Annotated in this window: 14 protein-coding genes; 7 read left to right on the top strand and 7 right to left on the bottom strand. The window is 51.5% G+C overall.

Annotation, left to right across the window (positions count from 1 at the left end):
* Nucleotides 1-67: 67 nt before the first annotated feature.
* Nucleotides 68-1,228 (top strand): ABC transporter substrate-binding protein, encoded by a 1,161-nt coding sequence (locus ACO0LN_RS27425; RefSeq protein WP_422979435.1) that lies wholly within the window; start codon nucleotides 68-70, stop codon nucleotides 1,226-1,228.
* A gap of 50 nt (nucleotides 1,229-1,278) precedes the next feature.
* Here the strand turns inward: ACO0LN_RS27425 and ACO0LN_RS27420 are convergent, their stop codons facing one another.
* The 5 genes from ACO0LN_RS27420 to ACO0LN_RS27400 all read right to left on the bottom strand — a co-directional run bounded on the left by ACO0LN_RS27420 (nucleotide 1,279) and on the right by ACO0LN_RS27400 (nucleotide 6,320).
* Nucleotides 1,279-2,190: a LysR family transcriptional regulator gene (locus ACO0LN_RS27420; RefSeq protein ID WP_422979433.1), complete on the bottom strand. Its 912-nt coding sequence runs from the start codon at nucleotides 2,188-2,190 to the stop codon at nucleotides 1,279-1,281.
* Nucleotides 2,191-2,253: 63 nt separating this feature from the next.
* Nucleotides 2,254-2,706 (bottom strand): cache domain-containing protein, encoded by a 453-nt coding sequence (locus ACO0LN_RS27415; RefSeq protein ID WP_422979431.1) that lies wholly within the window; start codon nucleotides 2,704-2,706, stop codon nucleotides 2,254-2,256.
* Nucleotides 2,707-2,831: 125 nt separating this feature from the next.
* Nucleotides 2,832-3,836 (bottom strand): porin, encoded by a 1,005-nt coding sequence (locus ACO0LN_RS27410; RefSeq protein ID WP_422979429.1) that lies wholly within the window; start codon nucleotides 3,834-3,836, stop codon nucleotides 2,832-2,834.
* 56 nt (nucleotides 3,837-3,892) lie between these two features.
* Nucleotides 3,893-4,912: a succinylglutamate desuccinylase gene (locus ACO0LN_RS27405; protein WP_422979427.1), complete on the bottom strand. Its 1,020-nt coding sequence runs from the start codon at nucleotides 4,910-4,912 to the stop codon at nucleotides 3,893-3,895.
* Nucleotides 4,913-5,006: 94 nt separating this feature from the next.
* Nucleotides 5,007-6,320: an MFS transporter gene (locus tag ACO0LN_RS27400; RefSeq protein ID WP_422979425.1), complete on the bottom strand. Its 1,314-nt coding sequence runs from the start codon at nucleotides 6,318-6,320 to the stop codon at nucleotides 5,007-5,009.
* A 553-nt stretch (nucleotides 6,321-6,873) separates the two neighbouring features.
* On the opposite strand from ACO0LN_RS27400, the gene ACO0LN_RS27395 reads away from it, so the two are divergent.
* Complete coding sequence (locus ACO0LN_RS27395) at nucleotides 6,874-7,473, top strand: phosphatase PAP2 family protein (RefSeq protein WP_422979423.1); 600 nt, start codon at nucleotides 6,874-6,876, stop codon at nucleotides 7,471-7,473.
* 11 nt (nucleotides 7,474-7,484) lie between these two features.
* Here the strand turns inward: ACO0LN_RS27395 and ACO0LN_RS27390 are convergent, their stop codons facing one another.
* The gene (locus tag ACO0LN_RS27390) at nucleotides 7,485-7,751 is read right to left on the bottom strand and encodes a hypothetical protein (protein ID WP_422979421.1); all 267 of its coding nucleotides are present in this window, start codon (nucleotides 7,749-7,751) and stop codon (nucleotides 7,485-7,487) included.
* A 188-nt stretch (nucleotides 7,752-7,939) separates the two neighbouring features.
* Here ACO0LN_RS27390 and ACO0LN_RS27385 point away from each other — a divergent pair, with 188 nt between their 5' ends.
* From ACO0LN_RS27385 to ACO0LN_RS27375, 3 genes are read left to right on the top strand one after another with little or no spacing between them, the layout of a single operon-like run.
* Nucleotides 7,940-8,359, top strand: a complete 420-nt coding sequence (locus ACO0LN_RS27385; protein WP_422979419.1) for a hypothetical protein — start codon at nucleotides 7,940-7,942, stop codon at nucleotides 8,357-8,359.
* A complete protein-coding gene (locus ACO0LN_RS27380; RefSeq protein WP_422979418.1) occupies nucleotides 8,349-8,657 on the top strand; it encodes a hypothetical protein in 309 nt (102 codons plus the stop codon). Before ACO0LN_RS27385 ends, ACO0LN_RS27380 begins: the two co-directional genes overlap by 11 nt.
* A 21-nt stretch (nucleotides 8,658-8,678) precedes the next feature.
* Entirely contained in the window at nucleotides 8,679-8,891 is a 213-nt protein-coding gene (locus ACO0LN_RS27375; protein WP_422979416.1) for a hypothetical protein, read from the top strand.
* Nucleotides 8,892-9,079: 188 nt separating this feature from the next.
* On the opposite strand, the gene ACO0LN_RS27370 is transcribed toward ACO0LN_RS27375, so the two are convergent.
* The gene (locus ACO0LN_RS27370; protein ID WP_422979414.1) at nucleotides 9,080-9,523 is read right to left on the bottom strand and encodes a hotdog fold domain-containing protein; all 444 of its coding nucleotides are present in this window, start codon (nucleotides 9,521-9,523) and stop codon (nucleotides 9,080-9,082) included.
* Between the two features lie 194 nt (nucleotides 9,524-9,717).
* On the opposite strand from ACO0LN_RS27370, the gene ACO0LN_RS27365 reads away from it, so the two are divergent.
* Together ACO0LN_RS27365 and ACO0LN_RS27360 are read left to right on the top strand one after the other, a co-directional pair.
* Nucleotides 9,718-10,344 carry a TetR/AcrR family transcriptional regulator gene (locus ACO0LN_RS27365; RefSeq protein WP_422979412.1) on the top strand — a complete coding sequence of 209 codons (627 nt, stop codon included), beginning with the start codon at nucleotides 9,718-9,720 and terminating at the stop codon, nucleotides 10,342-10,344.
* Between the two features lie 283 nt (nucleotides 10,345-10,627).
* Complete coding sequence (locus ACO0LN_RS27360) at nucleotides 10,628-11,434, top strand: hypothetical protein (protein WP_422979410.1); 807 nt, start codon at nucleotides 10,628-10,630, stop codon at nucleotides 11,432-11,434.
* Nucleotides 11,435-11,582 lie beyond the last annotated feature (148 nt).

The following is an 11,582-nucleotide window of genomic DNA, read 5'->3' as shown; positions in this document are numbered from 1 at the left end:
CGCAAGCTACGACTTGCGACTTGCGAGATGGATTTTCAGATAGAGCGGCAACTTTGAGGGGACTAGATTGCAAACGAGATACTTGCTGAAGAAAATCACGCTTACCTGCGCATTTTTAGGAGTAACGAACATCAGCGCACTGGCGGATAATCCGGTTGCGGCAGACATCGTGCTGGGACAATCTGCCCCCTTGACGGGCAGTTTCAGTGAACTGGGCAAGGCTTACCGCGATGGTGCGCTGCTGTATTTCGACAAGATTAACCGCCAGGGTGGTGTCAACGGCCATTCCATCAAACTGCTGACCTTTGATGATGCCTACGTGCCGAAACAGGCAGAAGACAATACCCGCAAGCTGATAGCGCAACATCATGTGCTGGCGCTGTTTGGGCATATGTTTACCAATACGGTGAAAGTGTCTTTGCCCATCGCTACGGCGGCGCAAGTGCCGTATGTGGCGCCTTATGCCGGCAATGATGAATTGTATGCGACCGTCAACCCTTATCTGTTCATGACACGCGCCAGTTTTTCTGCCGAGCTTGATACCCTGATGAAACAATTTTCTGTCATGGGTTTGAAGCGGATGGCGCTGATACGCTATGACAGTTCGTCAGGCGCCGCACTGGAAAAAGAACTGGCAGGCAAGGTGCAGACGCTGAAACTGACACCGCTGGTCAGCACGGTGATTTCTTTGCAGTCCAGTGACTTTTCCAAAAACATCAATGTGCTGACACAGGCGCACCCCGATGCCGTGGTGCTGGGCGTGTCTGGAAAAGATGCTGTCCAGTTTATCCAGCAATTCAACAAGGCCGCGCTGGTCAAGCCTATACAATACTTTGCCCGCAGCCTGATCGCCGGGCATCAACTGGTGGCCGAGCTGGGTGAAGAAAGCCGTGGCCTGGTCTTGTCGCAGGTGGTGCCGTCGCCATTCAATGGCAAGACCCAGATCGCCCGCGAATACCAGGCCACGTTGAATACCACGACCACGGCGGCACTGAAGACCACGCCCAGCCATATTTCGCTGGAAGGTTTTATCGCCGCCAAGGTTATGGTAGAAGCGCTGAAGCGCACAGGTAACAAGCTGACCAGACCAGCCTTGCTGGCCGCGCTGGAATCCATGCATGACTGGAATTGTGGCGACTTCCCCGTCGATTTCTCTGCTGGCAAGCACAATGGATCGAGTTTTGTGACGGTCACCGTGATTGGCGCGGGCGGGCATTTTATTGAATGAAGCGCTGCTGCCATCCTGCCATTCAGCGCAAGGCAGGATGGCAGCAGCGCTTATGCAAGCAAGCCAGAGTCAGACAACAGGCCATTCCAGATTTTATCTGCGATAGGGTTGTTACTGTTGCGCAGGCGGCACAGGCAGATATCGAAACTGACACGCATGCTGGCGTCGCCAACGATCATCAAATTGCCTTGTTTCCAGTCGTCCAGTATCAGGCGCTGGGGCAACCATGCAAGACCGGTGCCGCGCTTGGCCATTTCCAGTATCGATTCATAGGAGTCGGCCTGGAACACGGTTTGCAAGGCAAGCTTGCGCGGCAATTCAGACAGGTGCTTGGCCAGCACGCCGCGCAAGGTGAGCGAGGTCGAATACGCCAGCCAGGGAGTTGGAGAATTGCCTGAAACCGAGATGCGGAATTTGGGTCGCCCCTGTGCATCTGGTGCACTGACAGGCACCAGCAACTCACGTTCCAGCGTCATCGTTTCAAATTGCCTTGGGTCCAGCAGCAGGCGCGTGGCCGGGCTGGAATAGCTGACTACCAGATCAACATCGCCGGCAGATAAATGCTTGATGGCTTCTTGTGCGCCGCTGGTGGTGACAGAGGCAGAAAACGGCCCATAGCGCCGGTTTACCGATTCGTACCAGTCAGGAAAAAAAGTTTTGGCCAGCGTGCGGCCAGTGGCTATCCTGAGTGTATCGTCCTGGCGGTAAGCCGTATCCTGCACTTGTGCCCTGGTGGCGTTAAGCACATCCAGCGTGTGGACGGCGGCATCCAGGAAGAGCAAACCTGCCGGGGTAAGCGACACCGGTTGCTGGCGTTCTACCAGGCTGGCACCGACCCATTCTTCCAGCGCGCGTATGCGCCGCCCAAATGCAGGATGGGTTACAAAACGGTTTTCAGCCGCCCGTGAAAAGCTTCGCGTGCGCGCCAGTTCGACAAAATCTTCCAGCCATGTCAGTTGCATCTTGATTCCCTCTGGGTAGCAATCCGTAATGGCACTAATGGCACGAATGGCACGATGTTAGCCTTACTTACCTTTGTAAATTCCCGCTTCCAATATGATATCGCCGCTGCGCACGAAATAGGTTGCTTTCTTTTCCAATTCCTTGGTTTCGGGATTATTGTAACGATATTCCACCCATCCCTTACCCTTGGTCTTGGCAACGTCGATGATTTCTTTTCTATAAAATTTGCCGTCTGCATCCGCAAAGACCACCATATTCTTGCCCACCGCACGCGGGTTGACTGGATGGACGATGGTGGTGCCATCCATCGCGCGCAGGGCAAGATAGACATCGCCTTTGATGAAGGCCGGGTTTTTATTATTGACTTCCTTGATCAGCGCGTCTTTGCCGTGCGCATCGACATAAGCCAGCCCCTTGTTGACGATGGCAATGGCGTCTTCGGGCGTATCTGCCGCAAAAGCAGGAGCAAAAACCCCCATCAGCAAGGACAGGGCGAATAATTTCAATGTTTTCATGATCATAGTCCTTGGTAATTCAATCGACGAATAATGCAATGGGCATCAGGGCAGGCCGCAGATTAAATATCGGGAATCCATACAGAATCCACACTAAATCATGACACTCTGCCCAAGCCGGATAGTTAGAAGTAGTGACGCACACCCATGTTCAATACCTTGTCCGTCGCACCACCAACCAGCACCTTGTATTTGGCCGCACCGTCATTGCGAATTTGCCCATAACTGGTATACAGCGCAGTGCGTTTTGACAGATCATGGATATAGCCTATCGCCACTTGTGTTGCATCCGCATTGGCCACCGCCTTGTCAGTCTTGCGGATGTAGGAGAAAACCACAGTGCCAGCTTCGCCAGCCTTGGCCCGCACGCCCAGTAACAGATCGCGCTGGTCCAGCGGGGCGGTGGTGCCAAGGATCACACCTTTTTCCCAGCCATAAGCGGCATACAAAGTCGCCCACGAAACTTGCACATTGCCGCCTATCAGGGTCATTTTTGTGGCATTGGTGTCAGCCGCATTCCTGATGTTCTGGTGCGTGATGACGACATCCACAGGCCCGGCCTGGTAGCCTGCAAAACCAGCAAGGGTGCGGTTGGCGCTGTTATTGCCCGCCACTTCACCCGCACCATATTGCAATTCACCCCGCAAGCCATTGGCGGCATAGCTATATGTCAGCAGGTTGTCGGTGCGGCTGCCGTTAAAGCTGATCAGGCGGGAAGAATCCCCCGCCATGCCTATGCGAAAAGGATCAAAAGTCGCATTGTTGGCATACACAGGATTGACCTGGCGACCCATGCGCACTGCACCAAACGCACCGGTAAGGCCAACAAAGGCCTGGCGGTTGAACAGCCTGGCCGCGTCTGACTGCGCACCGGTATCGACATTGAGGCCGCTTTCGAGCAGGAAGATGGCGTTCAATCCATTGCCCAGGTCTTCTGTCCCTTTAAAACCCAGTCGGCTGCTGTTCAAGATGCCGCTGTCCATGCGGGTGACGGTGGTGCTGCCATTGTTTTCATATACGATACCAGCGTCAACAACGCCATACACGGTGACACTGGATTGTGCCTGCGCCAGGCCCGTGACTAACATGGCAGACAGCAATGCGGCGATGCTCAAGAGTGGAGTTTTCATGATAATTCCTTGCAAGGTTTTGATGGAAAAAACGGATAAATCAATCAGGTAAAAAATCAAACATGTCCTTCGTTGTCTGCATGGCCATCCGGTATTTTTTTTGCCAGCCGCATGACGGTGACATTCGGCCCCAGGTGTCGCAATGAAGGCTGGACGATGACGCAATCGTCATAGGGTGTGACGATGTCTGCGCCGTCATCTGTGGCTATCGTGGTGCCTGCAGTCTTGATCAGTTCCAGCCCACGGAAATCACGGCTGAACGAAAAATCCATGGTTTTGGCGACAACCGGTTGCGTGACTTGCAAAAAGCGTTGCGTGACCGGGTAAGCCAGTTTCAAGAAATGTGACAGACTCATGATGTCCATGACACCTGTGGCTGCCAGAAAGCGGCTGGCTGTATCCAGCGCCACATCGCGGCTGCGCGCAGAAAAATGCTGGCCAGTTTCCACCAGCAAGGCATTCTTGGGACTGTTGACATCGCCAAAGCCGCCATAGTCACGCATGCGCTTGCCGTTCGGGTGACCCGCATCGGCAATGACATTGGTTGGCACGCCAATTTGCGCGGCAAAGCGCAAGCCTTTTTCCAGAGGGCCACTCATCATCAGCGGTGGTGATTCTTCATGCATGGAATGGATATCGAGCAGGTAATCGACGCTGTCGATGATGGGCCGCAGTGCACGGGCGCGCCGCAATTCCACGCTGTCGTCCTTGGCGCCCTTGCCATGGAGCCTGGCTGCTGACCAGACACGGTTCATGTCTTCATCAATGTAGCGGGTGGCATCCGGGTTGTTGATATCGAACTTCAGGTAGGCATCGACATTGGCAAAGCCCAGCGTGATGCGGCCTTGCAAGGGCTTTGGCCGCATCCGCAACAAGGCATCGACAGCAATCGCGCCACTGACTTCATTACCATGCGTGAGCGCCATCACCATCACATGCGGGCCGGCGATGCCGCTGTCGAAAGTGTGAATGTAATCGACGCCGGTATTACTTTTCTGCCATCTGGAAATGTCAGGGAAATCGACCTCGATAGGATAAACAGGTAATCCGGCACGAATCTGATCCAGGGTTTTCATGTAAATAATTCCAAAAAAAGACAAAGGGTGACCCAGCCTGCCATGCAGGAGAGCGGTAGAAATGGGGAAATGTCTGAGGTGCGTGAGCTGAGTGTTAACTCTGCGGCCTGCGCGTCATGCGCCGACCAAGCGCCAGCACGGCGATGACGCTGATGGCAGACGTCGCCATGACATAAAAACTGGGCGCCATCTTGTTGTCGGTAGCTGAGATCATCCAGGTCACCAGCAGCGGTGCAAAACCCCCAAAGATGGTGACAGAGAAGTTATAGCTCAAGGCCAGGCCAGTGCCGCGCGATGTGGTCAGGAAGATATCTGATAGCATTGCCGGTATCGGGCCCAGACAGGCGGCGATCAATAAGCCCACCAGAAATTGCACGGCAATCAGCGTCGTCACCGTTGGCCAGGTGTTCAGGATCAAAAACAGCGGGTAAGACGTCAGGCCTATCAGCATCAGCGCAATCGACAACACACGGAAGCGGCCAAAGCGGTCAGACATAGCACCAAAGATGGGAGCCGTAATCATCAACACCACGCCAGTGATCATCGCCCCCAAAAATGAAGATGTGGCGGGTATATGCAATTGCTTCAAGGCGTAAGTTGGCATGTACAGCTTGTGCACATAATTGAATGCCGTCGCACCCGACACCACACCTATGCCCAGCAGCAGGTTCGTGGTTTCATGCAGTAGCACGGTACGTAAGGGTGAACGTTCTGCCTTGATGGCTTTTACTTTTTTGAACTCTGGTGTTTCATCAATCTGGTTGCGTATATACAGCCCCACTGGCCCGACCAATAAACCAAAGGCAAAGGCCAGACGCCAGCCCCAGTCACTCAGTTGCGCATCTGTCAGCGTGTAGCTGAGCAGCGCACTGATACCAGCCGCCAGCACGGTCGCCAGGCCTTGGGTAGACAACTGCCAGCTGGCGAAAAAGCCGCGGCGTTTGCCGTCAGCATGTTCCACCATATAAGCCGTGGCGGCACCAAATTCACCACCGGTAGAAAAGCCCTGCAACATGCGTGCAACGATAATGATGATAGGGGACGCGATACCAATCTGCGCATAGGTCGGCGCAAAGGCGATCATACCTGTGCCTATCATCATGATGGTGATCGACATGGTCAGTGAGGGCTTGCGCCCGGCGCGGTCAGCATACGACCCCAGCATGATGGCACCCAGCGGGCGCATGACAAAGGAAATGCCAAAGGTACCAACGCTGAGCAGCAAGGATGTGGTTTCACTTTCTGCCGGAAAGAACAGCTTGCCGATGATAATGGCGAAGTAGCCATAGATCAACAGGTCATAAAATTCCAGCGCATTGCCTATACTGGCAGCGCAGATTTCTTTCCACGGCTGGCGTGGCGCGGTGATGTTGGGTTCAACAGCAAGGGATTGCAGTTGTGCTGACATATACAGACTCCGGTATTTTTATCAGGTTTCATCAGTATGGGTGAGATACCGCGAAACACATTTAATAAAGTCAAAAAAATCTGCTGGCTTCTACATCCTGCATCGTAACAAGCAAATTTCTCTGGGCTTAAGCGAGTATAGTTTTGCGACAAATTCTCCCTTGTGCCGTTTCGGCACCGCATCGTGCTTTCTTGTGCGACGCAGGACTTTGCAAATGTGTGAAGCAATGTAAAAACTGCTTAGTGATAGCATGCGATGCAAAGTGAAAAGAGAGTGGAAGAGAGTGAAAATACGTGCTGGAAAAACAAAGTGGAAGGAAATTTTGTATCGAAATCTGAGTACGTTCAAACCATATGCGACGGGGATAAAACACCCCGGGATTGTGGTTTTTCATCCAAAGAAAAAAATCGCATCTGACTGCAACGCGGCCGGTGCTTTATTTCTTGCCTGATTATTCACGTAAATCATTTTGCTTACTATCCATAATTTCCGCCTATGAATGTCATATACAATTCATACATAAACCCCATATAGGACCAAAAGGACGAAGTTGATGAATGCGCTGGAAGTATTGAACCGTAGCCTGTTTTTACAATTGAATGCCGGTGATCAAACGGGTGCCAGCCTGATCCGCACCGCAACGGTTATAGCCGATGTGCTGATTTACCTGATTCCGCTGGCCCTCGTGCTAGCCTGGCTATGGCTGCCACAGCGTCGTCAACTGGCACTCAGGGCCTGCCTGGTCTGTTGTGTCGCTCTTGGCATAGGCCAGTTGCTGGCGATGTTCTGGCCGCATCCGCGTCCTTTCATGATAGGCCTGGGACATACCTGGATAGCGCATGCTGCCGACCCCTCTTTCCCCAGCGACCACGGCATCGTCTTTGCCAGCATGGCTTGCAGCCTGCTGCTGACCGGTGAGCTGCTGTGGGGCATGGTAACGGCTGTTGTGGGTATTGCTGTTGCATGGTCAAGGATTTTTCTGGGTGTGCATTTTCCGCTGGATATGCTGGGTGCTCTTGCGGTTTCGCTGTTTGCCTATTTGTTACTGTTACCGGTGTGGGCAAGATGGGGCAACCCGTTCATGCAGATGATAGAGAGACTTTACCGCTATCTGCTGGCCTGGCCCATTGCCAAAGGCTGGACCAGAGCGTAAGTCTGTACTGTTTAGCGGTTGAAATAGGTAAAGGCTGCCACAACCACACTCACCCAGAACAAGAGGCCAACCAGCATGGTCATATCTGTACTCAGGACGATGCCCTTACGGTCGCGCCAGTAATATGATCTTCCTGGCGCTGCCTTGCTATTAAAATCTTCGCTATGCACTAAACCCAAAGTCAGGGCAGGGATCAGCACCCAGCCTGTGCCATACAGTATGAATTGAAACACGGCTTCGAAAAGAAAGCGGAGTATGGCTTCGAGTATGGATTCCATTGTTGAGATTTATGTAAACATGGATGCAAAAACTGCTGCGATATCAGGGCAGTGCGATAAAATTTTTACTCCCTTTCTGCCCCGAACCTGACATACCTCAATTTGCGTTATTATTTAGACTTTATATTAATGCAAATTAGCTCCTGCCATTGTCGTTTCTTTTTCAGGCTCAGGCAATCCTTCCCATCATGCGCGATCAAGTCAGGTTTACCACTTCATTATTCCAGCCACCGCTGGAGCAAAGCGAGAACGGTGCCGCACTCGCCAACTGGCTTTGCGCCAAACTGCCCGCCAGTTTTGAGGCTGCCTGCATGGAAGAAGACTGGGGCTATCTCATCGAATTTGCCAGTCCGCGTTTACATACCAGCAAGATCATCGTCGGTTGCTCCCATGTTGAAGAGCAACAGTGGAGCATCGCCATCATGCATGAACGCTCGTTCTTCGACAAAATCCTCAAGCGCCCAGTGCCGGTTGCTGAATTAAGAGAAATCATCGCCGCCATTGATGAGGTCGTCGCGGAGGAAGCGGCTTTCTCGGAAATAGAATGGTTTGAAAACGACGCGAGCATGCAGGAAAGTAATTACGGAGTGCGCGCTTTTGAAGGATGAAAACGAGGCTGAAGTTCAAGATCAGAGTGCTGTCGCTACGCAAGCAGACAAGCAGCTATCGCTGTTGCAAAGCTATATTGCTGCCGCCGGCGTTGTCGCTATCCTGTCACAAAAACACACAGGCTTCATGCTGGCTTTTGTCATGCTGCTGTCACTGCCTTTCCTGATTTTTAATCTTTTCATGATGATAAAAAATCCGGATCGCAGGCGCTTGCTCAGGAACAAGATATTGCTATGGACCGCTGCATTTGGTTGCGTGATTGCCTCGCACACTTATCTGCATTTCTCCAGCCGCTAAATTGCAAATGAACTCGTCAGCATGGTGCAGCAATACACCGCAAAAAATGGGCATTGTCCGGCAGATATAGCAGCCCTGGGTTTGCCGAAAGACTGGTTGAGAAACAGACTCGGATTTTCTGACTATCAATGCAAAGACGGAGAGCCACGCTTTTTTTACGCTGCTACCTATATCGTGTTTGAAACAGAGTATTACGACTTCAAGAACAATGCCTGGTGGCACATGGATAGTTGAGGGAATATACAAGCATACTGAATGTCGCTATCGCGGCCACGGCAAGCTTCGCAAAGGGATAATCGTAGGGCGCATTGCAATGCGCCCTACATCACGGTGGTGATTTGCGTAGTCGATGTTGTGCAGGATCGTAACTCTTTAAATACGGCAAATGGAGAAATTAGGGGACGCCAATTCCCCGCCCCTGCTTACTCCGCCAGTTTCACATTCATGGTGATACGCGCCGTGAAGACCTTGACGCCACCACCATCGACGACATCCACGGTCACGATCTTGTCGCCCGCCGTGCTCCAGTCCAGTTGGCTGCCATCTGCCACTGCGGTGACATCGGTCTTGGCTTTGGCCAGGTATTCCACTGTCATGCCCTTTGGTATCCAGCGCCCGCCTGCCGGGATGGAGACATCCGTCATCGTGCCTGCCACCAGTTCTGCCGCATTGCACAGGGCAATCGCATGGATAGTGCCCAGGTGATTGGTGATCTCGCGGCGAAAAGGCACGCAGGCAGATGCGTAGCCGGGGCGCAGTTCAGTCAGTGTGGGGTTGATGGTGCTGAAGTAAGGGGCAATCTGGCAAACCATTTTACTGAATTGCTCGGGGCCGCTGAGTTTGAACATCTCTAATGCCTGGCTCATTGATTGTCTCCTGAAGTGTATAAGAAAAACCTTAAATTAGAATAATATTCTAAAATAGAATTAAATTCTGTTAAGAATATTATTCTAGAACATTTTTCGGTGTCAAGCGGTTTACTCCCGGTCGAGCTGCGGTATCATCGACATCAAATGGTCACGCTCATTTACCTTCTTACTCATTTTCAGGCAGCATAGACTTGGCAACAGCAGACGTACTTGAACGCAATTACCCCGGCAGGCGTGCGCAGCTAAAGCGCGATATCCTGTTGGGCGCACTCGCCTGTTTTAATGAACATGGCCTGGACCTGACCACCATAGAAATCATCAAGCAGCATTGCGACACCAGTGTCGGTAATATCTATCACCACTTTGGCAGCAAAGAAGGCCTGGTGGCAGCACTGTTCTTCAGCGCGCTCGAAGACCAGGCGCGCCTGCTGGCAGACTACCTGGGCAAAGCCCAGACCGCACAGGAAGGCGTGGCCGCGATCGTTTGCGCCTATGTCGATTGGGTGACTGAGCAGCCAGAGCTGGCACGCTTCCAGTACCAGGCGCGGGCAGCAATTGCCAAAGGGCCGCAGGCCGGTGAACTGACAAGCCGTAACCGCACTCGCAATAAAAACATGCACGCATGGTGGGCAGCACCAGGCAGGCGTGATCACATCAAACACATACCAGACGATTTGCTGCCATCGCTGTTGATAGGCCAGGCAGAAAACTATTGCCGTGCCTGGCTATCAGGGCGGGTGTATACCTCACCCAAAAAATACCGCGAGCACCTGACGCAGGCGGCCTGGAGTTCTTTGGTAGCGAGGCCGCTGGAATAGAGCTTGGGTGGGGTGATACTGAAGGCAGTTCTGATTCAGATGGTGTAGATCGTATTTTGATAGATGAGGTGTCAGCTATTATTTGTTTGGTACCCAGGCACCAAGTGCCGACTTATCCCGCTGCCTGTTTAACAGTTTCGGCGCGATTAAAAGTCAAGACTTGCCTGTCAGACCTGAAAAGTAACCGTAATTATTTCACATTCACCTGTGCGAATGTCAGAGCTTATTCTTAATCATACGAACTAAACTATATTTAGAAAATCGACCTCCGAGGGACTTCTGCATGGATGCAATTCTTACTGTTATGGTTCCCTGTTTTTTGAATTGGGAATTCGATAAAACGGAAACCCTTTGGAAAGAAGAATTAGAAGTGCAAGGTATCGTCAACCCGGTGTCATTCCGCTTTGGCGAGCATATTAAGATAGAACCAAGGCCGATATACCAGTGGCTGGCCAAATTTATCCCGGATGGAGAAGTTAATTGGTATTCCTTTGTTTTGTGCGGGGATTACATCAATATGCTGGAGACAGAAGCTAATGGCTGGATTGAACCAGACGAGGCGAAACCTACAGGCCTTGATATCGTCATTATGCACATTTGCGACGCTACGCCAAATTGCGTATGGGTATTCGAACCAGGTGATGAGCCAATCGATTTGATTTATGCAAACAAAGGCGCAACTTGGATTTTTGAGAGAATCAAATCTGCGATGGACCGGAAAAAAACGTTGCAGGCTTTTGCCGTGTTTGAAGAAACACAGCTATGTCAGCAAAATTTGCAGAAAACAAAGGAGATGGCAGAAATTAAGAGGAAATTGATAGGAATATTAACGATGCACTCTAAAGGCTTCTATACTGAAGATGAGGTAATTCATGCCGCAGTGCAGTTAATGGGCAAATCAGAGATTGATATTGAGTTATGGCATTCTTTACCCGAATGGGTTCGGAGAGATATCATTGATCAATTGGCTGATTTCCATGCAGAGACCGAGCTTTACCTTTTTCACCATAGCCAAAGCGGAATGGTCAATATTGTTAAAGGGCAGTATCTTGCCTTGAAGTCCTGGCTTTTGAGAATGAACTTGATTTAAGGACTTGGCTTTTGTGAAATTAACCCGGTTTTCACCGTAACGGCAAATGTAATCAAGACACGATGGATTACGGATGGCAAGCACAGAAATGATTTTCCATGCTGTCTTGGCCTTGATCGAGTTGATGGGTGCCTTCTCTTGCTAATGA

This window comes from Undibacterium sp. TC9W (assembly GCF_049339865.1).
In the GTDB taxonomy this organism is placed as follows: Bacteria; Pseudomonadota; Gammaproteobacteria; order Burkholderiales; family Burkholderiaceae_D; genus Undibacterium.
The sequence above is the reverse complement of the archived record's forward strand: the minus strand, read 5'-3'. Positions and strand labels throughout refer to the sequence as shown.